The sequence below is a fragment of the Ralstonia sp. A12 genome (assembly GCF_000801955.1).
Classification (GTDB): domain Bacteria; phylum Pseudomonadota; class Gammaproteobacteria; order Burkholderiales; family Burkholderiaceae; genus Ralstonia.
Window position 1 is genome coordinate 234,159 of sequence record NZ_JSZO01000028.1, and the last position, 24,155, is coordinate 258,313.

General features: G+C 66.1%; 17 protein-coding genes. 10 read left to right on the forward strand and 7 right to left on the reverse strand.

The genetic code is table 11. The features are described 5' to 3' along the window. The first annotated feature begins 71 nt into the window (after window positions 1-71). Window positions 72-2,951: a bifunctional [glutamate--ammonia ligase]-adenylyl-L-tyrosine phosphorylase/[glutamate--ammonia-ligase] adenylyltransferase gene (gene glnE, locus PI87_RS23075; protein WP_039600157.1), complete on the forward strand. Its 2,880-nt coding sequence runs from the start codon at window positions 72-74 to the stop codon at window positions 2,949-2,951. Continuing rightward, window positions 2,951-3,568 carry a rhombosortase gene (rrtA, locus tag PI87_RS23080; protein WP_039600044.1) on the forward strand — a complete coding sequence of 206 codons (618 nt, stop codon included), beginning with the start codon at window positions 2,951-2,953 and terminating at the stop codon, window positions 3,566-3,568. Before glnE ends, rrtA begins: the two co-directional genes overlap by 1 nt. 82 nt (window positions 3,569-3,650) lie before the next feature. Here rrtA and PI87_RS23085 read toward each other — a convergent pair whose 3' ends face one another. The 6 genes from PI87_RS23085 to PI87_RS23110 form a co-directional block, all read right to left on the reverse strand. After that, window positions 3,651-5,633, reverse strand: a complete 1,983-nt coding sequence (locus tag PI87_RS23085) for a S8 family serine peptidase (RefSeq protein ID WP_039600045.1) — start codon at window positions 5,631-5,633, stop codon at window positions 3,651-3,653. A gap of 215 nt (window positions 5,634-5,848) precedes the next feature. Then, window positions 5,849-7,825 (reverse strand): MprA protease, GlyGly-CTERM protein-sorting domain-containing form, encoded by a 1,977-nt coding sequence (gene mprA / locus PI87_RS23090; RefSeq protein WP_039600046.1) that lies wholly within the window; start codon window positions 7,823-7,825, stop codon window positions 5,849-5,851. A 180-nt stretch (window positions 7,826-8,005) separates the two neighbouring features. After that, on the reverse strand, window positions 8,006-9,649 hold the full coding sequence (gene mprA / locus PI87_RS23095; RefSeq protein ID WP_039600047.1) for an MprA protease, GlyGly-CTERM protein-sorting domain-containing form: 1,644 nt from the start codon (window positions 9,647-9,649) through the stop codon (window positions 8,006-8,008). A 273-nt stretch (window positions 9,650-9,922) separates the two neighbouring features. Next, window positions 9,923-10,381 (reverse strand): hypothetical protein, encoded by a 459-nt coding sequence (locus PI87_RS23100; protein ID WP_039600048.1) that lies wholly within the window; start codon window positions 10,379-10,381, stop codon window positions 9,923-9,925. A 93-nt stretch (window positions 10,382-10,474) separates the two neighbouring features. Then, window positions 10,475-12,181, reverse strand: coding sequence for a DNA repair protein RecN (gene recN, locus PI87_RS23105; RefSeq protein ID WP_039600049.1), 1,707 nt, complete (start codon window positions 12,179-12,181; stop codon window positions 10,475-10,477). 22 nt (window positions 12,182-12,203) lie between these two features. Next, window positions 12,204-13,130: an NAD kinase gene (locus PI87_RS23110; protein WP_039600050.1), complete on the reverse strand. Its 927-nt coding sequence runs from the start codon at window positions 13,128-13,130 to the stop codon at window positions 12,204-12,206. A gap of 111 nt (window positions 13,131-13,241) precedes the next feature. Here PI87_RS23110 and hrcA point away from each other — a divergent pair, with 111 nt between their 5' ends. From hrcA to PI87_RS23145, 7 genes are all read left to right on the forward strand, one after another. Further along, window positions 13,242-14,300, forward strand: coding sequence for a heat-inducible transcriptional repressor HrcA (gene hrcA / locus PI87_RS23115; protein WP_039600051.1), 1,059 nt, complete (start codon window positions 13,242-13,244; stop codon window positions 14,298-14,300). Window positions 14,301-14,428: 128 nt separating this feature from the next. Then, window positions 14,429-15,493: a taurine ABC transporter substrate-binding protein gene (tauA, locus tag PI87_RS23120; protein ID WP_039600052.1), complete on the forward strand. Its 1,065-nt coding sequence runs from the start codon at window positions 14,429-14,431 to the stop codon at window positions 15,491-15,493. Beyond that, complete coding sequence (locus PI87_RS23125) at window positions 15,490-16,281, forward strand: taurine ABC transporter ATP-binding protein (RefSeq protein ID WP_039600053.1); 792 nt, start codon at window positions 15,490-15,492, stop codon at window positions 16,279-16,281. Before tauA ends, PI87_RS23125 begins: the two co-directional genes overlap by 4 nt. Next, on the forward strand, window positions 16,278-17,147 hold the full coding sequence (locus PI87_RS23130; protein ID WP_039600054.1) for an ABC transporter permease subunit: 870 nt from the start codon (window positions 16,278-16,280) through the stop codon (window positions 17,145-17,147). The genes PI87_RS23125 and PI87_RS23130 overlap by 4 nt, the downstream gene beginning before the upstream one ends. A gap of 106 nt (window positions 17,148-17,253) precedes the next feature. Further along, a complete protein-coding gene (locus PI87_RS23135) occupies window positions 17,254-19,599 on the forward strand; it encodes a hypothetical protein (protein WP_039600055.1) in 2,346 nt (781 codons plus the stop codon). Further along, window positions 19,596-20,825, forward strand: a complete 1,230-nt coding sequence (locus PI87_RS23140) for a hypothetical protein (RefSeq protein WP_198139609.1) — start codon at window positions 19,596-19,598, stop codon at window positions 20,823-20,825. Before PI87_RS23135 ends, PI87_RS23140 begins: the two co-directional genes overlap by 4 nt. Before the next feature lie 12 nt (window positions 20,826-20,837). Continuing rightward, window positions 20,838-21,506 (forward strand): DUF1266 domain-containing protein, encoded by a 669-nt coding sequence (locus PI87_RS23145; RefSeq protein ID WP_039600056.1) that lies wholly within the window; start codon window positions 20,838-20,840, stop codon window positions 21,504-21,506. Here PI87_RS23145 and hutC read toward each other — a convergent pair. Beyond that, window positions 21,503-22,216: a histidine utilization repressor gene (hutC, locus tag PI87_RS23150; RefSeq protein WP_039600057.1), complete on the reverse strand. Its 714-nt coding sequence runs from the start codon at window positions 22,214-22,216 to the stop codon at window positions 21,503-21,505. The genes PI87_RS23145 and hutC overlap by 4 nt on opposite strands. 153 nt (window positions 22,217-22,369) lie before the next feature. Here hutC and hutU point away from each other — a divergent pair, with 153 nt between their 5' ends. Next, window positions 22,370-24,088: a urocanate hydratase gene (gene hutU, locus PI87_RS23155; RefSeq protein ID WP_039600058.1), complete on the forward strand. Its 1,719-nt coding sequence runs from the start codon at window positions 22,370-22,372 to the stop codon at window positions 24,086-24,088. Window positions 24,089-24,155 lie beyond the last annotated feature (67 nt).

Consider the following 24,155-nt stretch of genomic DNA (forward strand, 5'->3'; position numbering starts at 1 on the left):
CCGGCCTGCGCGCATTTCAGCGAGAATGGACCTTTCCTTCGCAGTTCCCTTGATTGGTTCGCATGACCCGCATGACCGATTCCACCTTGTCTGCCCAGCCGTTCCTGCAAGCCCCGGCCCGCACGCCAGAAACCGCTACCGCCGCGTTGCCGTATGCGCAGGCCTATTCCCGCTATGTCCAGCGCCTGGCGCAGGCGCGCGAAGGCTGGGCCGAGCGCGTGCAGACCGCCGCGGCGGGCCCGGTTGACGTCGCGTGGTTGTCCACGCGCTTCACCGAGCTGTTCGACGCCAAGGCCGTGGAGACCGAGCCCGCGCTCAAGCGCGCGCTGCGCCTGCTGCGCAACGAGGTGTTTGCCGTGCTGATCGAGCGTGATCTGTCTGGCGCTGCCACGCTCGATGAGGTGACCGGCAGCATGACCGACCTGGCCGAGTTTGCCGTGCGCGCGGCCATCTCCGTGATTGGCCAGGAACTGCAGGCGCTGCACGGTCAGCCGATCGGGCAATCCTCCGGCGAGGTGCAGGAGCTGGTGGTGGTCGGCATGGGCAAACTGGGCGGGCGCGAGCTGAACGTCTCGTCCGACATCGACCTGATCTTCCTCTACGACGACGATGGCGACACCCAAGGCGGGCCGCGTCCGCTGTCCAACCACGAGTACTTCACGAAGCTGGGCCGGCGCCTGATCAACGCGCTGGCCGACGTGACCGAAGACGGCTATGTCTTCCGTGTCGACATGCGCCTGCGCCCGAATGGCGATGCCGGTCCGCTGGCCTGCAGCCTGGGCATGCTGGAGGAATACTTCGTCGTGCAGGGCCGCGAATGGGAGCGCTATGCCTGGATCAAGGGCCGCGTCATCACCGATCCGACCAGCCCGCACGCAGCGCGCGTGATCCAGCAGCTCGATCGCGTGACTGGGCCATTCGTGTTCCGGCGCTATCTGGACTACGGCGTGATCGCCGCCATCCGCGCGCTGCACGCGCAGATTCGCGCAGAGGCGGCCAAGCGGAGCAATGGCGCGAATCGTCAACAAGGCGGGCAGCCCGGCGAAGGTGATGGCCAGGTGCATGCGCGCGCCCCTAATATCAAGCTGGGGCGCGGCGGCATCCGCGAAATCGAGTTTGTCGCACAGGTGTTCCAGCTGATTCGCGGCGGCCAGGATTTCGGGCTGCGTGTGCGGCCCACGCTGGAGGTGCTGCGCGCCGCTGCCGAGCGTGGCCTGATCGACGACGATGTGGTGGCCCGCCTGACCGAGGCCTACCGCTTCCTGCGCCAGCTCGAACACCGCTTGCAGTACATCGAAGACGCGCAGACGCATAACCTGCCGGGCGCACCTGAAGACCAGCTGCGCGTGGCGCGCATGATGGGCTTTGAGAGCTACGCAGCGCTGGTCGCCCAACTGGAGGCCTATCAGGACGAGGTGGCGCAGCAGTTCGAGCAGACCTTCTCTGACAAACAAGACAGCCAACCGCCGTGCGCCTCCATCTGGCACGCCGATCTGCTTGACGACGAGCGCACCGAGTCCGCCCGCACGCAGCTTGCCGACCTGGGCTATACCGACCCCGACAGCGTGCTCGAACGCCTGCGTGCGTCGCGCAATTCGCCGCGTTACCGTGCGTTGACCGAGGTGAGCCGCCAGCGTTTCGACCTGCTGATCAATCGTGCGCTCGACCACGCTGCGCGGCAGACCGATGCGGACGTCACCATTGCGCGCTTCCTCAACTTTTTCGATGCGATCAGCCGGCGCTCGTCGTATCTCTCGCTGTTGTGCGAGTACCCGCAGGCGCTCGAGCGCGTGGCCCACACGCTGCACGCGTCGCGCTGGGCATCGGATTACCTGACGCGCCATCCGCAGCTGCTCGATGAATTGCTCGACGTTGAAGCGCTGTCAGCTGACCCCGACTGGCCTGCCTTCCGCGAGCGCGTGCGCGATCGGCTGCGCGCTGCAGAAGACCACGTCGAGATGCAAATGGACATCCTGCGCCAGGAGCATCACGCCGAGACCTTCCGCATCCTGCTGCAAGACCTGCAGGGCATGCTGAGCGTGGAGCACATCAGCGATCGGCTCTCCGACCTGGCCGACGCCATGCTGGACCTGACGCTGGAGACCGTGTGGAAGCAGGTGGCCACGCGCCACTGCGAGGTGCCGCGCTTTGCCGTGGTGGCCTACGGGCGCCTGGGCGGCAAGGAACTGGGTTACGCGTCGGATCTCGACATCATCTTTCTCTACGACGATGACCACGAGCGTGCTCCCGAGGTATACGCGTCGTTTGCACGCAAGCTCATCACCTGGCTGACCAGTCATACCGCTGCCGGCATGCTGTTTGACGTGGATACGCGGCTGCGCCCGAACGGTGCGGCCGGGCTGATGGTCACGCACTTCGAAGCCTTCCGCCGCTACCAGATGCGCGAGGGCGACAACGCCGCGTGGGTATGGGAACACCAGGCGCTTACGCGCGCGCGGTTCTGTGCGGGCGATGCGGAGATCGGCGCGCGCTTCGAGGCGTTGCGGACCGCCGTGTTGCGGCAGGAACGCGAGGCCGCCCCGCTGCACGATGAGATCGTGGCGATGCGTGAGCGCGTGCTCGAAGGTCACGCTAATCCGACAGAACTGTTCGACCTCAAGCACGACCGCGGCGGCATGGTCGATATCGAATTCACCGTGCAGTTCTTGGTGCTGCTACATAGCGCTGCACATGCCGAACTCACCCGCAACAAGGGCAACATTGCGCTGCTGCACATGGCGGGCGAGTTGGGGTTGATCGATGCCGCGCAGGCCGCACAGGTGGCCGATGCCTATCGCGATTTCCGAGCGCGCCAGCACAAGCTGCGGCTGGATGGGCAATCTGCCGCGCGCGTCCCCGCCGGTACCTGCGCACATGAAGCAGCCCACGTGCGGTCCTTATGGGCACAGGTGTTCGGCGCGGCGTCCGCACCGTCAGGCTCGCACGCCTGATGAGCGCGCGCCTGCACGCGGTGCATACCTGGGCGGCGTGCCTGGGTGTGGCTGCGTTGTCGGCTGCGTTCTCGTTTGTGCCGTGGCTGTATGCCGTCGGGCTGTATCAGCGCGACGCTGTGCGCGCAGGCCAATGGTGGCGCATTGTCACGGCCATGTGGGTGCATCTTGATACGTGGCACTGGCTGGCCGACGCGATGGCTGCGGCGGGGCTCATCCTTCTGCTTGCACGTGTGCTGCGGCTGCAGTCCATCGTCGGCGCGTTGGTGGCGTGTGGCGTGCTGGTGCAGATTGCGTTGCTCAGTCAGCCGGGCGTGCAGTGGTACGGCGGGCTCTCGGGCGCGCTGCATGGTCTTGCAGCCTGGGGCGGGCTGCGTCTGCTGCGGGCACCGATGGAGGATCTGGACGATCGCTTCTCGCGCTGGATCGGCCTGTTGCTGTGCGTGGGTGTGCTGGTGAAGGTGTGGTTCGAGCAATCGTGGCTGTCGCCCATTGCCTATGACCCGCACTGGGGTTTTGGCGTGGTGCGGGTCGCGCATGCCCTTGGTGCGGCAAGCGGGCTGCTGATCTGGGTGTTGGGAGAGTGGCGCGCTCGCGGTAAGCGGCTGCGTAGGTGAGCAGCCGGATGCTGGAAGCGGTAGAGCGGCGAGAATGTCAGCCCGCGCCCCAGGAAGGCGCGGGCTGAGAGAAACAACAGGCTTACTTCACACGACGTCGACGGCCAGCCAAGCCAGCAGCCAGCAGCAATGCTGCGCCGCCTAGGCCGATAGCGCCGCCGCCCCCGCTGCTGCTGGAGGTCGTTGCAGGCGTGGTGGTAGTGGTGGTGCCACTGCTACTGCCACCGCCACTGCTTACTGCGGCAGTGACTGTCACGTTGGTGGTATCGGTGGCGGTCGCGCCGGTGTTGCTTGTCAGCATTACCGTGAAGGCATAGGTGCCTGCGGTCGATGGTGTGAATTTGGCGGTGTAATTGCCGTTGCTATCTGGTCCCGCAGTGGTGAGGCTGACGGACGGGCCGGAAGTCTGCGCCCACTGCACGCTCGTGATGGTATTGACGAGGCCTGCATTGCCGCTCGCTGTGAGCGTGACCGCGTTGTTTGTCACGACTGTACTTGCCGACGTCGATGCGTGCACGCTTGGATTGCCTTTCGCCAGGGCAACAGCGGCGCCCGCATCCAGCATGCCCGCTCCGCAGACGCCCGCATGCGTTGCGCAGTATGTGCCCGCCGGGAACGGGCGAGCCGACTGCTGGAGGACGGTGGCAATCTGAGCTGGCGTCAGGGCATTGTTGACCGACAGCATCAGCGCCGCAACGCCTGCCACGTGCGGCGTGGCCATCGAGGTGCCGCCTTCGCCGGTGTAAGCGTCGGTGGTAGCCGTGGTTGTGCCGCTGTTCGTCAGCGACGCTACCAGTGCCCCCAGACCGCTGATCACCGAACCGTTGCCACCGCCAGGCGCACTCAGCGTCGTGCCGGTGCCGACGTTGGCGTAGCTGGCCCTGTCGCCTTCGAAGGTATGTGCGGTGACGGCGATGGTGCCTGCGCAGTTGGCGGGCGTGCCAATGGTGCTTGCGCTGCCATCATTGCCGGTTGCAACCACGATGGCAGCCCCGCGGGCGCGTGCCGCCGAGATAGCGTTTTGCGTGGGGGTATCGCAACTGCCGACGCCGCCCAGGCTCATGTTGACCACCTTGGCGGGTGCCGTATTGACCGTGGTGACGCCAGAGACGGTGCCACCAGTGGCCCATGTCAGCGCATCGATGATGTCAGAGCTCGCGCCGCCGCATTTGCCCAGTACACGTGCCATCAGCAGGCTAACGCCCGGCGCAATACCGGCGATGCCGGTGCTGTTATGTTGCGCGATGAGTTGGCCAGTGACAAAGGTGCCGTGCCACGAGCTGTTGGAAGGCGACAGGCCGCCGCATACAGTCGGGTTGCTGGTGATGTCCGCGCTGGTGACCCAGTCGCCTGGATCGGTTGGGTCGCTGCTACGTCCGGCGCCGCCTTTGTTATTAACAAAGGGGTTCGTGACGAAGTCGTAACCCTGATTGATCCGTGCCCCAGACAAGTCCGCGTGGCCGGGAAGAATGCCGGTATCGAGCACGGCAACGCTGACGCTGCTCGAACCTTTAGTCGTGTCCCAGGCGGTGGTCACGTTGGCGCCGCCCACTGTTGTCGCGCCATTGGCTGACACAACGCCGGGGACCGTTACAACGTTGGTGGCCGTGCCAGTCTTGGGCAGCAGGCTCCATTGGAGCGGGAAAAGCGGATCGGACGGCGTGGAAGCCGCATGCCAGATCCGGTCAGGCGACACATATTCAAATTGGCCGCTGGCTTCCATGCGCTGTGCCACGGCTTGGGCGTCTGCCACCGACATGGTTTGCGGCAGCGTGACCACATGGGCACCCCCCGACATGGCGCGCTTATACGCCACTGGCAACTGTGCGGCGGCAGACCAGCGTTGCACCGTCGCAACATCCACCCGTGCTGCCGTCCCGGCTGATTGAGGCTGGTACGTGCTGCTCGCACCCCCCTTTTCCTTGACGATCAACTGCGACACCCATTGCGTTTGGGCGCTAACGTTTGCTGCCTGACCGACAGCCAGCGCCGGCACAGCGTGATACGACACCAGTCCGAGCGCCGCCAGCGCACGAACCATCCCCCCTGAAACAATCGCCTTCATCTGAGCAATCCCGTTTTTTTGTAACAAAAAAGAGACCGAATTATCACAAAAAATTGCATTTTCAGATCGAAATTTGACTAAAGACGAATTTCAAGAATATTTATAGCCTAGGCATACATAACGGGCTGTTGCAGTGTTCAAGGGCTGTGAGGAGGGAGGAAAGGCGCGCCCCGTGCCGAGCGGCACGGGGCAAGGGAAAGGAGAATGCAGGGCGCTCAGGCGGTCACGCGCCGGCGTTTATATAGAGCAAGGCCTGTCGCCAGCAGCAGGACCGCCCCCACTGGTGAGACAGCGCCACCACCACCTCCATTGCTGGGCACGACGCCAGAGCCCGAACCGGCGCCCGTGTCGGTGGGTGATCCTGTGACGGTCACGCTGGCGGTATCCGTGGCTGTCGCGCCCAGGTTGTTGGTCAGAGAGACGCTAAAGGTGTAGGTGCCTGCGGCTATCGGCGTGAAGGTTGCCTTGCTATTGCCACTGGCATCCGGGCCGGAGGTCGTCAGGGTGACAGGGCTTCCGGCGGTTTGTGCCCAGACCGGGTTGCCTGCTGTCCTGCCGTATCCGGCGCCACTCACGGCGGTCAGCGTGACGGAAACATTGGGCGCGACGGTTGCTGCCGATGTGACGGCGTGCACGGTCGGCACACCCTGGGTCTGAGCGATGGCCGAACCAGCGTCCAGCATACCGGCCCCGCAACTGCCTGCATGCGTGGCGCAGTACGTGCCCGCCGGGAAGGGGCGAGCCGACTGCTTGAGGATCGCGGTGATGTCGTCGGGCGCGAGCGCAGGCTGGACCGATAGCATCAGCGCGGCCGTAGCAGCCACATGCGGCGTGGCCATCGACGTGCCTATGTCGTTGGCGTACGTGTCTCCACCGGGCGAGGCAATGGGTGCCGTTGTGCCGCTGTTGGAGAGCGACACGATGGTGCTGCCCGAGCCCGAGACGACTGTGCCTCTGCCGCCACCCGGCGCGCTGATGGCGGTTTGCGCGCCCACGTTGGCGTACCAGGCGTTGTCGCCCTCCTGTGTGTGGGCCGTCACGGCGATAGCCCCGGTGCAATTGGCGGGCGCATCCACCGGCCCCGACTCGTTGCCCGCAGCCACCACGATGGTGGTGCCCAGCGCTCGCGCCGCATTGATCCGGCTCTGCTCCAGCGCAGAGCAGGCTCCCGGCCCGCCCAGGCTCATGCTGATGACCTTGGCAGGCGTCGGGTTGCTCACAACACCAGGGACGGCGCCGCCAGCCAGCCACGTCATCGCATCCATGATGTCGGACGTCACGCCGCCGCACTCGCCCAACGCCCGCGCCATCTGCACACGCAAGCCAGGTGCGATGCCCGCAACGCCGATACCGTTGTTACGCTGCGCCGCAATCTGCCCGGCTACGAAGGTGCCGTGCCAACTGCTGTTGCTTTGGCTGCCGCACAGCGTAGGGAAGGAGGCGGCATCGCTGGCACTGATCCAGTCGCCGGGGTCGGAGGGGGCAGTATTGCCGGCACTGTTGTCGGCGCCGTTGTTCACGAATCCGTTAGGGATGGTGGCGCCGGTCTTGGGGTCGGCGGTGCCTGCCATCGCGCCGCTGCTGACGAAGTTGCGGCCGATGCCGAAGTGCGTGCCGGCAAAGTCGGCGTGGTCTGCGCGGATGCCGGTGTCAACAATCCCGATGCCAATGGTGGGCGCGCCGGTGGTGGTGTCCCAGGCGGATGTCATGTTAGCGCCACCGGCCACACTGGTGCCTGGCAGCAGGTTCCATTGCTGGCTGAGCAGCGGGTCCTTGGCCAGCGCCATCGGTCGCAGGATGCGATCGGGTGACACATATTCAAACTGGCCGCTCGCTTCCATGCGCTGTGCGATGGTTTGTGCGTCATCCAGCGTCATGATCCTGGGCAGGGTGACTACATGGGCGCCGTCCGACATTGCGCGCTTGTAAGTCACCGGCAATTGCGCTGCAGCTGACCAGCGTTGTACGGTCATGACATCCGTCGGGTTGTCGACGTTGCCCGCTGATGTGGATTGCGGTTTCAACGCGCCTGCTGTGGTCGCTTTTTCTTTGACGATCAACTGGGTGACCCACTGCAGCCGCGTGTTGAACGTGGTCGATTTTTCAGCCGCCAGCACTGGCACGGTGTGATACGACACCAGCCCGAGCGCCACCAGTGCACGGACTACCCCCCCGGGAACCATCGTCTTCATCAGAATGCCCTTTTTGTAAAGAATTGCTGAATTGATGGATGAATTGTCCAAAAGGATTGAGATGGGGTGGTCCGGGTCGAGCCAAGTAAAAACCCTAGTCTGGCGAAATCGGCTTGAAGCAAACGCCCAAAGAAAACCGCCTCCACATGGGAGGCGGTCTTGCTCAACCTGATGATGACGCTACGGCGACAGCGTGCGCTTGCGCCGGCACGCCAGCCCCAGGGCCAGCAGCATGGCCGCCGCCACTAGCGGGATGGCACCGCCGCCACCGCCACCGCCGCCGCTACTACCGCTGGATCCACCGGAGCTACCCGAGTTCGACGTGCCGCTGCCGATGCCGGCAGGCGTCGTTCGTTGGGCGTAACCCACCGCGCCTGCGGTATCCAGCAAGCCTGCACCGCACAGGCCGGTGTTGACGGCGCAGTACGTGCCGCTTGGGTGCGGGCGCGCCGTCTGCTGCAAGCCGGCCAGGATTTGCGCGTTCGACAGTTGTGGTTGCACGCTCAGCATCAGCGCAATGGTGCCGGCCACTTCCGGTGTGGAGAAGCTCGTGCCCGCCACGGATTTGACGACATAGTTGCCGAGGGTTTGGGCGCCGTCGTTGGAATCGGCCTGGATGACTGACGTGGTGCCCGTGCAGCCGCTGCTGGTGGCCTGTGAGTTGGCGCAGCCGCCGCCTGGCGCCGACAGTGCAACTTGTGGCCCAACGTTGGCGTAGCTGGCGTTTTCACCGCTATCCACGTTTGCCGTGACGGCGATCGCGCCCGTGCAGTTGGCCGGCGCATCGGCGCTTTGTGCGGCTTCATTGCCGGAGGCCGCCACCACCGTGGTGCCGATTGACGCCAGCCGGTTCACCGCATCCTGCTCGGCGGCCGAGCACGCACCCGTGCTGCCCAGGCTCACGTTGACCACGCGTGCCGGGTTGGCATTGGTGGGTGCGCCTGTGACGGCGATACCGCCCGCCCACAGCATGCCGTCTACCGTATCGGACAGCAGCGCGCCGCACTTGCCCGACACGCGCACCGGTACGACCTGTGTGTTCCAGCCCACGCCGGCAATGTCGAGCGCGTTGTTGGTGTTGGCCGCCAGCACGCTGCTGACCTCGGTGCCGTGCCAGCTGCTGTTGGCGACGTCGCTGCTGGTGCAGCCCGAAATGGTGGACACCTGCGCCGAGGTCACGCCGTCGCCCAGGTCATGCGCGTCCGTTCCACGGCCAAACGTGTTGCCCGCGCGGGCAGGGTCGGAGATGAAGTTGTAGCCGGGCAGGATCTTGCCGACCAGATCCGGGTGGTCGGTATAGCCGGTGTCGACCACTGCCACCACGATGTTGCCCGAGCCCTGCGTGATGCTCCACGCCGCCGCCGCGTTGATGCCGCCCGGCACGAGCGTAGGCGAGGCGAGGTTGTTCTGCGTAGCAAACAACGGGTCGTTGGGGATGGTGTTGGGCCGCAGGATGCGATCGGGCACCGCATAGGCCACGCGTGCGTCCTGTGCGATCTTGGCGGCGGTGGCTTCAATGCTGGCAGCGTCGGTCAGGCCGGTGTGCATGAGCTGCGCAGCGGTGGCCAACGTGCGTTTGACTTGCAGCGTGCTGCCGGCCGTTTGCGCGACTGACAGCAGCCGGTTGCTGGATTCCGCGGCCGACAGTGTCTTGCGTGTGCCGCTGGTGTCGTCGCGCCATTTGATGATCAGGTCGCCCGTATATTGCGGCCGCGCCGTGGCAGCCACCGCAGTGGCTGTGTAACCGCCCATCAGCCAGGCGAGACAGGCGACGCCCGCGCCTGCGCGGAGCCAGGACTTCAACCGGAAAGAGGAAGGGGTCATCGGTGCACGCTCCGTGGCATCTTGTTGTGATGAGAAACGTCGTCAGGATGTGATCGTTGACAGTTCATTACACAAAATCAAAGGTAGCACGCGACCTGCCCGCCTGTGATGGCAGAAACCCGATGGCTTAAGGTGGGGAAAGCCCGCCTGTGCGCTGGCGCCGTAGCAGGATATGCGCCCCGCAGAAAGCACGATGGGCCCAGAATCGGGCCCATGCGTTTTTCACAGTGTGGAGGTCTGATGTGCGCGGTGCTTAATCGCTCTTGGTCGTGTTTAGCGCTGAATCTTCATCACACGATCCGGGTCGGCTGAGGCGACGCCGGGGGCGGAGCGCAAGGCAGCGACCGCGCCGTCCAGCGTGGCTGCCGCGTCGCCCGAGCTGGCGCGCACGACCCAGAACCCGCCCGACATCGGCCGCACCACTGCAAAGGCCAAGCGCGGTGTTGCGCGTGCGCCGGCTGCGTCCAGCAGGCCTTGCACGGTGGCGGAAGCGGTGGTTGGCGTGCTCAAGCCGACAATGATGTCACCCAGGGCGTGCGCGGCCGATACCGAAGCCGGCGGCTGGGTGTTGGCGGAGGCGGGGTCCATGGCAGGCGGCTGGCCTGGGTCAATGGCGGGCACCGACTTGCACGCCGTCAGCAGGCACAGGCCAAGCGCTGCCACCAGCGCGGGCTTGGCGGACGACAGCAGCGAGCGTGAAGACAGCGGGGGGCGGGCAGCCGGTTGGGCCATGGGGTTCTCCTTGAATGCAATCAATGGTGTTGGCTGCGTGCGGCGCCGGAGCGTTCGCGCCAGAGATGGCGGCGATGCTTCCGGTATAGGCGATCACTGCGCCACGCGCCGCGATTTACGTGCGGCAGGTGCTGGTGCAGGTTGTGCACGGCCAGCGGCCAGCATCTCGTCGGCGTGGCGGCGTGTGGTGTCGGTCAGCGACGCACCGCCCAGCATGCGGGCGATTTCATCCACGCGGCTGGTGGCATCCAGCACCACGAGGTCCGATCGCGTGCTGCCGGCCACCGTCTGCTTGGCGACCTGGATGTGGTGATTCGCCAGTGCTGCCACCTGCGGCAGATGGGTCACACACAACACTTGGCGACGCGTACCCAGCTCGCGCAGGCGCCGTCCCACCACTTCTGCCACGGCGCCGCCGATGCCGGAATCGACTTCGTCGAAGATCAGCGTGGGGGTCGGGCTCGCTTCGCTGGCAATCACGGAGATCGCCAGGCTGATCCGCGCCAGTTCGCCGCCAGACGCGACCTTCGCCAGCGGCCGCGGCGATACGCCCGCATGCCCGGCGACGAGGAATTCAATTTGCTCCAGGCCCGCCGCACCGCCGTGCTCCAGTGCGTGCAGTGCGATATCAAAACGTCCGCCGGCCATCGACAGGCCCTGCATGGCGTCGGTCACGGCCTCGGCCAACTCGCGCGCGGCCTTGGCGCGAGCGCGCGACAGCGCCTGGGCGACCACCATGTAGGCGGCGTGGGTTTGTGCTTCCTGTGCTTGCAGTGCCTCCAGATCGGACGCCGCCTGCAGCGCAGCCAGTTGTGCCTGGCGCTCGGCCAGTTCGGCCGGCAGCGTTTCCGGTGCGACGCGATATTTGCGCGCCATGGTGTGCAGCGCCTGCATGCGCGCGTCGACTTCGGCCAGGCGGTCCGGGTCCAGCTCGGCACGGTCGGCATAGCGCGCGAGCGTGTGCACGGCTTCCTGGATCTGCACTTCGGCCGGTTCCAGCGCGGCCAGCACATCGGCCAGCGCGGGGTCGATCTCGGCGAGTTCGCGCAGCGTGTGGAGCGTGGCACCCAGTTGTGTGAGCACCGCGCCTTCCGATTCGGACAGGCCATCCAGCGCCGCGCGCGTGCCTTCCATCAGGCTGGCGGCATGCGATAGGCGATGGTGCTCGGCCTGAATGTCTTCCCATTCGCCGGGCTGGGGACCAAGCTTCTGCAATTCGTTGACCTGCCACTCGATGCGTTCGCGCTCAAGCTGGGCTTCGCGCGACTGCTGCTCGGCGGCTTCGCGCAGGCGCACCACGGTGTGCCATTCGCGATAGTGCTCGCCCACCACACGTACAGCGCCTTCCAGGCCGGCGTGGGCATCGAGCAGGCTGCGCTGCGCGTCGGTCTTGAGCAGCAGTTGATGCGCGTGCTGGCCATGGATGTCGACCAGTTGCTCGCCCACTTCGCGCAGTTGCGCCAGCGTGACAGCCGCCCCGTTGATGAAGGCCTTGCTGCGGCCGGCAGCATCGACCGTGCGGCGCAGGAGGATCACACCTTCGTCATCGTGCAGCTCGTGGGCTTCCAGCCAGGCGGCAACGTGCGGATGCACATCGAACTCGGCCGTGATGTCGGCGCGCGGTGCACCTTCGCGCACCACGGCGGCGTCGGCACGTTCGCCCAGCGTGAGGGCCAGTGCGTCGATCAGGATGGACTTGCCCGCGCCCGTCTCGCCAGTGAACACGGTAAAGCCGTCGGCCAGATCGAGGTCCAGCGCGTGAACGATGACGAAATCGCGGATGGTGAGGCTGCGCAGCATGGTGCGTGGGACGGAGTTTGGGTTACAGCCGGTTGTCTTCGGTCGGGTACTCGTGCCAATGCAGCTTCTTGCGCAGCGTGGCGTAGTAGTTGTAGCCGACCGGGTGCAGCAGTTGCACCGTGCGCTCGGAGCGACGCACGACGATGCGGTCGCCCGGCAGCAGCGAGGTGAGCGACTGCATATCGAAGTTGACGCTGGCATCGCGCCCGCTGGTGACCTGGATGACCACCTCTGCATCCTGCGGAATGACGATCGGCCGGTTCGACAGCGAATGCGGTGCGATGGGCACCAGCACGAGGCCCGAGAGCGCCGGATGCAGGATCGGCCCGCCGGCGGACAGCGCATATGCCGTCGACCCGGTGGGCGTGGAGACGATCAGGCCGTCGGATCGCTGGTTGTACATGAAGAAGCCATCGACCGACACGGCCAGCTCCACCATGCCCGAGGTGCCCGAGCGGTTGACCACCACGTCGTTGAAGGCCAGGGCGGAGAAGATGACCTCGTCATCGCGCACGACCTGCGCCTGCAGCAGCGTGCGGGTTTCCGCTTCGTAGCGGCCGGACAACATGTCGGGCAGCACAGTGTGCACATCGTCGAACGGGATGTCGGTCATGAAGCCGAGCCGCCCGTGGTTGACGCCGATCACGGGCACGCTGGCGCCGGCCAGGTGGCGACCGATACCGAGCAGCGTGCCGTCGCCGCCGAGCACCACGGCCACATCGGCCTGGCGCGCCATTTCTTCGGGCGGCAGGGCAGGGTAATCCTGGACGCCGATATTGAGCGCGGTTTCGCGCTCGAACACGATGTCATGTCCGCGCGCGGCAATGCACGACGCCAGATCCATGAGCGGGCCGGCAATGTTGGAGGCCGAATACCGGCCGACCAGCGCGACGGTCTTGAAAGGCGAGGCGGGAGGTTGCGGGGCCACGGCGGACGGGGAAATCGACATGCGCGCATTACACCATATCGATATGACCCCCGCTACGTTGGCGCGCGTTTCACGAAGAAACGCTTGCGTCACCCGTAAGCGGGCGCCGAATTTGCGTAAAATTGAAGAACCATGGACAAGCGCGCCACCATCCTCCTCAAGACCCTGATCGAACGGTACATCGCCGAGGGCCAGCCCGTGGGCTCGCGCACCTTGTCGAAGTATTCGGGGCTCGATCTCTCGCCGGCCACCATCCGCAATGTGATGTCCGACCTGGAGGAGATGGGCTTTATCGCCAGCCCGCACACCTCGGCCGGGCGCATTCCGACGCCGCGCGGCTACCGCCTCTTCGTCGACACCATGCTGACGGCCAGCCCGCTCGATGTGCTCGGCGCGCACGACCGCATGGCGCAGCAGATGGCCGGCGTGATTGCCGAGCAGGTACGTACGCAGTTGGCGTCGCATGGGTCGGAGTCGTCGCAGCGGGTGATTGCGGCGGCGGCGCAGACGCTGTCCAACCTGTCGCAGTTTGCCGGCGTCGTGATGACGCCGCGCCGCTCGCACGCCTTCCGGCAGATCGAATTCCTGCGGCTGTCGGAAAACCGCATCCTGCTGATCGTCGTCACGCCCGAGGGCGACGTGCAGAACCGCATCATCCATACCGATACGCCCTACAGCCCGTCGCAGCTGGTGGAAGCGGCCAACTACATCAACGCGCACTACGGCGGCCTGACGTTCGACGCCGTGCGCGAGCGCCTGCGTGGCGAGCTGTCGGTGCTACAGGCCGACATGACCTCGCTGATGCAGGCGGCGGTGGAGGCGGGCAGCAGCGCCGTGTCGGATGAAGAGCCAGTGGTGATCTCCGGCGAGCGCAAGTTGCTGGACGTGGAAGACCTGTCTTCGTCCATGGACAAGCTGCGCCGGCTCTTTGCGGTGTTCGAGCAGAAGACGGGCCTGCTGCAACTGCTGGACGTATCGAGCCGCGCAGAGGGCGTGCAGATCTTCATCGGTGGCGAAAGCAGCCTGGTGCCGCACGAAGACATGGCTGTCATCACCGCGCCGTACGAGGTGGACGGCAAGATCGTCGGCACGCTGGGCGTGATCGGGCCGATGCGCATGGCGTATGAGCGCGTGATCCCCATCGTGGACATTACCGCCAAGCTGTTGTCCAGCACGCTCAGCCAGTATTGATCTACCGCGTTTAGGTCTGCATGCGGGCTGCATAAGCTCAGCCGATTTTCTTCGACGACAGCCCCGTCTGCCGTCTCCCACAATCGACTCCGGCGCATGTGCGCGTTCTTCTTCTGCCGGAGTCCTTCATGGCTGGTTTTTCTCTCCCCCGTTTGCTGGCGGCTGCGTCGTCAGTGGCCATCTCGTTTGCCTTGCTTGGTGCCGCCCCTGCGCGTGCCGCGGACCGCGAGGTCGTCATCGCCTATCAGGACATGGTGCTGCCCTGGCGCTACGCCCAGGCCACCGGCGAAGTCGAGCGCGCCACCGGCTACAAGGTGACGTATCGCCAGCTCGCCAGCGGCGCCGATGTGGTGCGCGCCATTGCGTCGGGCTCGGTGCAGATTGGCGAGGCGGGGTCGAGCCCGATTGCGGCCGGTGTGTCGCAGGGTGTGGACCTGTCGCTGTTCTGGATTCTCGACAACATCAACGATGCCGAGGCGCTGGTCGCCCGCAACGGCAGCGGCGTTACGCGCGTGGCGGACTTGAAGGGCAAGACCCTGGGCGTGCCGTATGTGTCGACCTCGCACTTCCATGCGCTGGTGGCGCTGCAGCAGGCGGGGCTTGAGCCGCGCGACGTGAAGGTCGTCAACCTGCGCCCGCAGGAGCTGTCTGCCGCGTGGGACCGTGGCGATGTGGATGCCGCCTTCATCTGGGACCCGGTGCTCGCCAAGGTGAAGAAGAATGGCACGGTGCTGACGACCTCCGGCAAGATCGCCGCCGCCACCGGCAAGTCGACCTTCGATGGCTTCGTGGCCGACCGCAAGTTTGCGCGTGACCATGCGGAGTTCATCGCCAAGTTTGTCGAGGTGCTGGCCAAGGCCGATGCCGCCTATCGCGACAACAAGGCCGCGTGGACGGTGACCTCGCCGCAGGTGGCAGCGGTGGCCAAGACCTCGGGCGCGACGGCCGCTGACGTGCCGGCCAGCCTTGCGTTGTATGCCTTCCCCGATGCGGCGGAGCAGGCTTCCAAGCGCTGGCTGGGCGGCGGCGCGCAGTCGGGTGCAGCGCAATCGCTGCTGGCGACGGCGCAGTTCCTGAAGACGCAGGGCACGATCCAGGCGGTGCTGCCGGATTACGGTGCGGCCATCGACGCACGCTTCGTGCAGCGCGCGGCCGGCGGGGCCACCAAGGCTGTGGCTGCCGCATCCCGATGAGCCGCATTGACGTGCGCGGCCTGCGCGTCGACTACACCGACGCGCGCGGCCGCACGACGCAAGCGCTGGGTGGCGTCGATCTGGCCATCGACGCCGGCGAGTTTGTCGTTGCGCTGGGCGCGTCGGGCTGCGGCAAGACCACGCTGCTGAACTGCCTGGCTGGCTTTGTCGCGCCAACAGCGGGACGCATTCTGCTTGACGGGCGGGAAGTGGACGGTCCGGGTGCCGAGCGCGGCGTGGTGTTCCAGCGCTATGGCCTGATGCCGTGGCTGAACGTGCGCGACAACGTGGCGCTCGGCCTGAAGCTGCGCGGCCTGGATCGCAAGACACGCCACGCGCGGGCGCTCGAGCTGCTGCGGCTGGTTGGCCTGGAGACGCATGCCACCTCGCCCGTGTATGCCCTGTCAGGCGGCATGCAGCAGCGCGTCGGCATCGCGCGTGCGCTGGCGACCGAACCGCGCGTCTTGCTGATGGACGAACCGATGGGGGCGCTCGACGCCTTCACGCGCGAAACCATGCAGACGCTGGTGTTGGATGTGTGGCAACGCACGGGCACCACCGTGTTCTTCATCACGCACGATGTGGAAGAAGCGCTGTTCCTGGCGACGCGGCTGGTGGTGATGTCGCCGTCGCCGGGGCGGATTGTGCAGACGTTTGATCTGCCGTTCTCGCGGCAGGCGCTGGCGGGCGCAGATGCTCGGGCCGTGAAGTCGTCGCCGGAATTCATTGCGTGGCGCGAGCGTGTACTGGCGCTGATCCACCGCGCGCCGGAGGAGCTGGCCGCATGAGTGCGATCGAAACCGCAGTGTTCAAGGGTGTTCCCGTCGAAACGGCGGCGCCCTCCGTCAAACCGCAACGCAAGCTGCGCGGCTACCGTTTGCCCGGTGAGGGCAGTGCGCTGGGGTTGAGCCTGCTTTCGGTGGGCGCGTTGCTGCTGCTGTGGTGGGCAGCCACGACCTTCCATTGGGTGCCGCCGCTGTTTCTGCCATCGCCGCAGGCAGTCGGGCGCGCCTTCCTCGATGCGTGGCGTGGGGATATCCAAGGCGGTCAGCCGCTGGCCGCGCACCTGGGCTGGAGCGCGCTGCGCGTGTTTGGCGCATTTGCGTTGGCGGCGGTGACTGCCATACCGGTCGGCCTGGCGATGGGCGTGTCGCGCACCGCCCGTGGCCTGCTCGACCCACCCATCGAGTTCTACCGCCCGCTGCCGCCGCTGGCCTACCTGCCGCTGGTGGTCATCTGGCTGGGCATTGATGAGCGCGCCAAGATCGTCGTCATCTACCTGGCGTGCTTTGCGCCAATCGCCATGGCCGCACGCGCCGGTGTGCGCAGCGCCACGCGCGAGCAGATCAACGCCGCCTATGCGCTGGGAGCGAGTTTCACGCAGGTGGTGCGGCACGTGATCCTGCCGGCGGCGCTGCCGGAAATCCTCACCGGCTTGCGCATCGCCATCGGTTTCGGCTGGACCACGCTGGTGGCGGCAGAGATGGTGGCGGCCACCGTCGGTCTCGGGCAGATGGTGCTCAATGCGTCGAGTTTCCTGCGTACGGATCTGGTGGTGATGGGCATCGTGCTGATCGGTGCGATTGCGTGGGCGTTCGATCTGGCAATGCGTGTCATCGAAGCGCGCGCAGTGCCCTGGAAGGGACATGCCTGACGTCTTGCTTGCGCGTCGTTTCGGCGCGGGCGGTGTTACCAAACCTTAATCCAGTCTCGCCCGGCTGGGCGCTAAGCTGCGCGGCGTTCCCTCCGGAGAAGAAGAGATGACGCCCGATCGCGATGCCCTGAGCGGCGCGCAACTTGAACAACTGCTCGACCGCCTCGAAGCCGATCTGGAAGAAAGCGATTCGAGCGAAGCGGCTGACCTGCTGGCGCGCCTGCGTGCCAAGCCGTTGCGTGCCGATACGCTCGATGCGATCGACCGCCTGCACACGTTGTGGATGCGCGCGGGTGATACACCGGCCGCGCGCGCCGTGGTCGATGGTGATGGCGCCGCCGTGCTGGCCGCCGCGCCCGCAGACGCCCAGACCGGTGTGCAGATGCAGCTCGCGCTGTATCGTCTGCAGATGGCCAGTTACCTGCGCGATGAAGCGGCCGCCCAGCAGGCGCTGTCCGAGATGCACGCCATCGTCCGCGAGCGCCCCGATCTGGACGCCGATGCGTATCGCCAACTGCGTGTGTTCGATCAGCTCGAATACGCCGCGTTTCCTGTCGCGCTGCCGACCATCGACCTGCGCGAGGCCATCGACCAAGCGATTCCAGGCCGGGCGGCGTTCCGCGCGTGGGATACGGCTGACCACCGCCGCCGCCGGGCCTGGGCGTATTCCCGGCATGAACAGGTTGCCGAAGCGCGTGCTGCGGCTGAGGCCAGCATCGCCGCGCTGCAGACCGCCGCCCCCGATCAGGACGTCGACGAAAACGATTGGCTGCGCCTGGGCGATGCGCTGATCGAGATCGTGCCGGACCACCTGAACGCATTTGTGCAACCGGTGACCGCGCTTACGGCCGACTGGTCATCGCCGCGTCGCCGCGAGGCAGAAGTCCGTCTGGCACGCCTGGCTGCGCGTGCGAAGCGCAAGCAGGGCGACCTGGCCGGCGCGCTGGAGGCCTGTGCCGCCGCGCGCTACAGCCTGTCGTCCGACGGCAGCGACGACTTTATCGAATACGAGCTCGAATGGCTGATCGAGGCCGGCCGTTTTGACGAGGCCGGACAGCGTGCGTTCTTCCACATCTACCAGGTCGAAACCGGTATGTGGGAAGGACTGCCGCCCATCGTGAGCGCGCGCTTGGCCGATCCGGCAGACACCTCGGTCTGGTGGGCGCTGTGCGTCTTGCGTGCCTGCCACCTGGACGAGACCTTCGAACGCTTCGTGCAACTGGCGCAAGGGCATGGCGGCGCGCTGCACGAGCGCTCCGACGTGCACCGCACGCTGTTTGCCGCGCTGGCGGACAAGGACGCCGAAGATGCCCTGCCGGAAGTCGTGGTTACGGCCCACGCGCTGGCTGAGGCCCGCGCGCCCAAGCACCCGTGGACCACGCGCCTGATGGCCGTGCGCAACGGCATGGCAGGGCGCATCGACCCGACCACCGAAGCGGCGCAACTGCTGGCCGCCACGCACGAGATCGAGATGGAGGACAACCGCACGGCGTACTCCCTCTTCCACGCGCGTGCACGCTCGCTGGGGCTGCTGGAAACGCTCCGGCTGCCGGTGCCGGCGGTGCCCAGCGGGCTGTGGGGCTACGCCTTTGCCGTGACCGTCGACAACGAGTACGAAGAGCAGCTCGGTGACCTGCCGGCCAAGCAACAGGACGAAGCGCAGAAGCTGTACCGCAAGCTGCTGTGCACGGTCTACGAGCAGGCGCAGGCTCGCATGGAGCGCTATTTTGCGACCGGCACCGGGCATCCGTACGATGCATGCGCGCACCTGTACTCGATGCTCTGCAACAACCTCGCGATCCAGTACCGCTACTACGAGAGCCGCTACGACGACGCCGTTGAACTGCACCGCCGCGGCATCGCCGCCAGCCCGTTTGCCGAGCACTACGACGGCATCCTGCGCTCCCGCATCGAGCAGGAAGACCACGCCGGTGTGCTGGACGCCGCCGAGGCACTCTGGAACTTCTCGGCCGACTACGGTTACAGCCGGCACGAACCAAACGACTACGTGGGCGATGTGGCGCGTGCCCTGCTGACCCTGGAGCGGCCGCACGAAATCTCGATCTGGCTGGAGCGCCTGGCGCACTGGCAGGTGGAGAACGGCGAGAAGGAAGACGCCCTGACATCCGGTGCACTGGGCGCGCGCCTGCGCGTGCTGCTTTACATGGGGCAGGCACTGGAGCAAGAGGCAGCGACCTACTGGAATCGCCTGGAACCGCAGGTGCATGCTTGCGACGATTACTGGGCATTGGCCAAGGCTGCCCAGGTCATGGGTGCACTGGCGCGCTTTGATGAAGCCGCAGCCCTGTGTCAACGCTCGATGGACTGCAACCCGCGTGATGACGCCTCCGCTCGCCAGGACTACGACGCCATGAAGACGCTCCAGGCCTCGTACAAGCGCGGCGGCAACGGCGCGGCGTCTGGCAAGTCGTGGTGGCAAATCTGGAAATGAGTCGCGCAGCCCGGACGACCGGCTACGCCCCGCGTAACGCGCTCAACGCCGATCGGCTCAAAGCCGGCATCGCGGCGCGCAGTGAAGCGCGTGGCGATGCGGCGCCGGTGCGTGCCTGGCTGCTGAATCATTTCTATCGGCACCTGGTCGCCAACTTCGAGCCGGCACGGCCGATTGCCTCGCTGGACGAGGCACGCAAGGCGCTGGGTGCCGCCACGCTGCCCGAATGGGTGGCATTGCGCTTTGCGACTGCCAAGGCTGCGCCCGGTGCGGATGCCGCATCGCTGGCACCGGTGGTGTGGATCGACCCCGTCGAGCCCCAGTTGCTGGCGCTGGAACAGCGGTTGCTGGAGTTCCTGACCTCGCGCCGGGGCACCGCGCTGGAAGGCAAGCTCGACCGCATCAACTGTCCGCAGGCCCTGGCGCAATGGGAACGCGAGCATGCCGAGATGGCCGCTCGCATTGAGCGCGGCTGGCGCGAGAGCCAACCCGACGCCCTGCGCGCCCTGCTGAGCACTCCCAATGGCAGCTTTGTCGAGTTCCGGCATGACAGTACCTTGTTGCGCGCGGAGATGGCTTTCGAGAGCTACGTCATGCGCCACTGCCTTGGCCAGTTTGCAGATCGCCGCACGCTGTCCGGCGGCTACGGCGAGCGCTATGCCGAAGCCATCGAGCAACAACGCCTGCGCCTGTTGAGCTTTCGTGACGCCGGTGGGCAGCCGCACATCACCATCAGCCTGATCGTCGGGGCCGATGGCGCGCTGACCGTCGAGCAGGTCAAGGGCAAGCAGAACCGGCCCCCGATCGACCGCTATGTCGGCGATGTGCTGGCCTGCTTCAACGCGCTGGCACCCGGCGGTGATACGCCTGCGGATTGCATTGCCATCGGCCTGGTGCACACGCCTGCCGGCTGGCAACGCATTGAAGACGTGACCGATGCCGCCACGCAGACCCAACTGGTGGCGCACCATCCGCAACTGTTCCCGCGCCTGCGTGCGCCCACGCCGATGGTGGAGTGGCTGATTGCTGCGCGCCAGCCAGCGTTGCTGGCTGAGCATCCGCCGCGTGCCGCGTCGGTTGCCTACGCCACGCGCCAGGCGCGCGCCAAGCGGGGCGCAAGCACGACATCGTCGGGCACCGATGCCAGCTTCGTGACGGAAGACGTACCGTGGCCAGACATGTCCGCACGCGAAGCGGAAGCGTTGGCCGGCACACAACTCGGATAAGCGAGACCATCGATGCCCACCTGGCTCAAGATCCTGCTGGCGGTGTTGGTGCTGTGGCGCGTGGTCCGGTACTTCCGCCCGGCCAAGCGGGCTGCCTTCACACCGCGCAAGCACTGGGCGCTGGCGCTGGCACAACCCATGGTGGACGCGACCGGTCTAACGGGCTTCATGAGCCCCGTGACGACCGAACTCAATGAGGAAACGCGCAAGCTGTTTCGCGCGCCGCTGCTGCACCAGATGGAACTGCGCCCGACCACATCCGACGACGAGGTGAGGGCGCATCTGTCACGCGTGCTGGAAGCCCAATGGTTTCGCGCTGACCTGCACGCGTTGCAACCCGCCGATGACCCGCGCGCCGCGCTGGCGTTCGCCTGCGTGCGCATGGCTTTTCTGGCGCGCAATGCTGTGCTCTTTGGGTGGGCTGACCCGATGGTGGCGTGGCGGGTGCTGCTGCTCAACGCGCAGCGCGCGCAGGATTGTTTTGCGGGTTGGGAAGACTTCGGCCACGCCTGTATCGCCGGGCGGCGGCAGTGGGTGGCCGCGTTTCGCGCTGATCCGTTGGGCAGCGGTTTTGATGAATCCCACTTGCGCCAACTGCTTGGCCCCAAGGGTGCATGGGCCGGGCTGCCGTGGCCTGGTGAACCTGCGCTGAGTCCCAGTGCAGCACCGGCGGCGGCTTAGAAACTCCCCGTGAACTGGTAGCGCCCCCCCGGGTGCCACATGGTCGCCAGCGAGGCGACCTGACCCTGCGACAGGGTCTTGCGCCGCAGCATCAGGCATGGCTCACGCACGTCCATGTGCAGCATCTCGGCGATCTCGCGCGGGGGCAGGCGGGCCTCGATGCCGTAGTCCACACCCTGCAGCGGGGCGGCGCGCATCAGGTAGGCATTCGGCGTGGTCTGCGTGAAGTCCTGCTCCATGTACTCGGGCGCGAGCGTGGCATTCACCCAGCGGTCTTCCACCTGGATCGGCAGGTCGTTCTCGAAATGCACGATCAATGAATGGAACAGCACGCGCCCAACCGGTACGCCAAACGAAGCGGCCATCGCGTCGTTGGCGCGTGCGCGTTCGAGCTTGTGCAGTTCGGCGCGGTGCAGGTGGCCACGCGCAGCAATTTCCTCGGCGATGTTACGGATCGCCACCAGCGTCGCCTGGTACTTCTGCTGCGCGACGAACGTCCCCAACCCCTGCACGCGCGTGAGGATCTGCTCGGCGGTCAGCTCGCGCAGCGCGCGATTGACCGTCATGCGCGACACGCCAAAGGTCTGCGCCAGGGTGGTCTCCCCCGGAATCATTTCGCCCTCCTGCCACTCGCCGCTGCGGATGCGCGTGAGGATGTCTTCCTTGATGCGCTGGAAGGCGGGGGTGCTGGCGGACTGATCTTGTGACATGGGGGCGACTTTTTGTGCGGTCTGGCGGCCGATGTGATGTGCGGATGACAGTCATCATCAGGGTTTGCTCTTAGCTTGTAAAGTTTTCTTGCCTAAGTTGTATATACAACATAAGATGCTCAGCACACCCAAGGAGTTCGCAGGAGACCTCACATGAATGCCCCGACCAACGCTGCACACCTGACCAACGACCCGCGTTACGACGCATCGCGCGAGATTCGCGCCCCGCGCGGCACCGAGCTGCACTGCAAGAGCTGGCTGACCGAAGCCGCCTACCGCATGCTGCAGAACAACCTGGATCCAGACGTGGCCGAGAACCCGAAGCACCTGGTTGTCTACGGCGGTATTGGCCGTGCGGCGCGCGACTGGGCCTGCTACGACAAGATCCTCGAAACGCTGCGCGAGCTGAACGATGACGAATCGCTGCTGGTGCAATCCGGCAAGCCGGTCGGCGTGTTCAAGACGCACCCGGACGCACCGCGCGTGCTGATCGCCAACTCCAACCTGGTGCCCAAGTGGGCGAACTGGGAACACTTCAACGAGCTGGACCGTAAGGGCCTGTTCATGTACGGCCAGATGACGGCCGGTAGCTGGATCTACATCGGCAGCCAAGGCATCGTGCAAGGCACGTACGAGACCTTTGCTGAAGCCGGCCGCCAGCACTACGACGGCAAGCTGGCTGGTAAGTGGATCCTGACCGCCGGCCTGGGCGGCATGGGCGGCGCACAGCCGCTGGCTGCCACGCTGGCTGGCGCCGTGTCGCTGAACATCGAGTGCCAGCAATCGAGCATCGACTTCCGCCTGCGCACGCGTTACCTCGACAAGCAAGCCAAGGACATCGACGACGCCTTCAACCTGATCCGCCACCATTGCGAGCGCGGCGAGGCCGTTTCCATCGGTCTGCTGGGCAATGCGGCGGAAATCTTGCCGGAGCTGGTCAAGCGTGCCCGCGCCGGCGGCCTGAAGCCGGATCTGGTGACCGACCAGACCTCGGCACATGATCTGGTCAACGGCTACCTGCCGGTGGGCTGGACGGTCGAGCAATGGCGTGCTGCGCAACGCGATCCGTCGCAGCACGCCCGCCTGACCGACGAGGCCGCCAAGTCGTGCGCTGTGCACGTGCAAGCCATGCTCGACTTCCAGGCCATGGGCATCCCGACCGTCGATTACGGCAACAACATCCGCCAGGTCGCGTTCGACCAGGGCGTGAAGAATGCTTTCGACTTCCCGGGCTTCGTGCCGGCCTACATCCGTCCGTTGTTCTGCGAGGGCAAGGGCCCGTTCCGCTGGGTCGCGCTGTCGGGTGACCCGGAAGACATCTACAAGACGGATGCCAAGATCAAGGAACTCTTCCCGCACAACACGCACGTGCACCGCTGGCTCGACATGGCGCGTGATCGCATCGCCTTCCAGGGCCTGCCCGCACGTATCTGCTGGCTGGGTCTGGGCGAGCGCCACCTGGCCGGCTTGGCCTTCAACGAGATGGTCAAGAACGGCGAGCTGAAGGCCCCGATCGTGATCGGCCGCGATCACCTCGACACCGGCTCCGTCGCCAGCCCCAACCGTGAGACGGAATCGATGCGTGACGGCACCGATGCCGTGTCGGACTGGCCGCTGCTCAACGCGCTGCTCAACACCGCTGGCGGCGCGACCTGGGTGTCGCTGCACCACGGTGGCGGCGTCGGCATGGGCTATTCGCAGCACTCGGGCGTGGTGATCGTTGCTGACGGCACGGAAGCCGCCGCAAAGCGCCTGGGCCGCGTGCTGGTCAACGATTCCGGCTCGGGCGTCATGCGCCACGCGGATGCGGGCTATGAGACCGCCGTTGCCTGCGCCAAGCGCAACGGTCTGAACCTGCCGATGATCGGCTGAGCCGATACGGCGATCCCCGCGCGGGCGGGGATTTGTACGACTAAACGATGTGCCCCGGTCGCGCGCC

What these genes read in the sequence shown, in the direction of transcription:
- glnE (WP_039600157.1), top strand. Translation starts at nt 72, where the DNA reads ATGACCGATTCCACCTTGTCTGCCCAGCCGTTCCTGCAAGCCCCGGCC.
- rrtA (WP_039600044.1), top strand. Translation starts at nt 2,951, where the DNA reads ATGAGCGCGCGCCTGCACGCGGTGCATACCTGGGCGGCGTGCCTGGGT.
- PI87_RS23085 (WP_039600045.1), bottom strand. Translation starts at nt 5,633, where the DNA reads ATGAAGGCGATTGTTTCAGGGGGGATGGTTCGTGCGCTGGCGGCGCTC.
- mprA (WP_039600046.1), bottom strand. Translation starts at nt 7,825, where the DNA reads ATGAAGACGATGGTTCCCGGGGGGGTAGTCCGTGCACTGGTGGCGCTC.
- mprA (WP_039600047.1), bottom strand. Translation starts at nt 9,649, where the DNA reads ATGACCCCTTCCTCTTTCCGGTTGAAGTCCTGGCTCCGCGCAGGCGCG.
- PI87_RS23100 (WP_039600048.1), bottom strand. Translation starts at nt 10,381, where the DNA reads ATGGCCCAACCGGCTGCCCGCCCCCCGCTGTCTTCACGCTCGCTGCTG.
- recN (WP_039600049.1), bottom strand. Translation starts at nt 12,181, where the DNA reads ATGCTGCGCAGCCTCACCATCCGCGATTTCGTCATCGTTCACGCGCTG.
- PI87_RS23110 (WP_039600050.1), bottom strand. Translation starts at nt 13,130, where the DNA reads ATGTCGATTTCCCCGTCCGCCGTGGCCCCGCAACCTCCCGCCTCGCCT.
- hrcA (WP_039600051.1), top strand. Translation starts at nt 13,242, where the DNA reads ATGGACAAGCGCGCCACCATCCTCCTCAAGACCCTGATCGAACGGTAC.
- tauA (WP_039600052.1), top strand. Translation starts at nt 14,429, where the DNA reads ATGGCTGGTTTTTCTCTCCCCCGTTTGCTGGCGGCTGCGTCGTCAGTG.
- PI87_RS23125 (WP_039600053.1), top strand. Translation starts at nt 15,490, where the DNA reads ATGAGCCGCATTGACGTGCGCGGCCTGCGCGTCGACTACACCGACGCG.
- PI87_RS23130 (WP_039600054.1), top strand. Translation starts at nt 16,278, where the DNA reads ATGAGTGCGATCGAAACCGCAGTGTTCAAGGGTGTTCCCGTCGAAACG.
- PI87_RS23135 (WP_039600055.1), top strand. Translation starts at nt 17,254, where the DNA reads ATGACGCCCGATCGCGATGCCCTGAGCGGCGCGCAACTTGAACAACTG.
- PI87_RS23140 (WP_198139609.1), top strand. Translation starts at nt 19,596, where the DNA reads ATGAGTCGCGCAGCCCGGACGACCGGCTACGCCCCGCGTAACGCGCTC.
- PI87_RS23145 (WP_039600056.1), top strand. Translation starts at nt 20,838, where the DNA reads ATGCCCACCTGGCTCAAGATCCTGCTGGCGGTGTTGGTGCTGTGGCGC.
- hutC (WP_039600057.1), bottom strand. Translation starts at nt 22,216, where the DNA reads ATGTCACAAGATCAGTCCGCCAGCACCCCCGCCTTCCAGCGCATCAAG.
- hutU (WP_039600058.1), top strand. Translation starts at nt 22,370, where the DNA reads ATGAATGCCCCGACCAACGCTGCACACCTGACCAACGACCCGCGTTAC.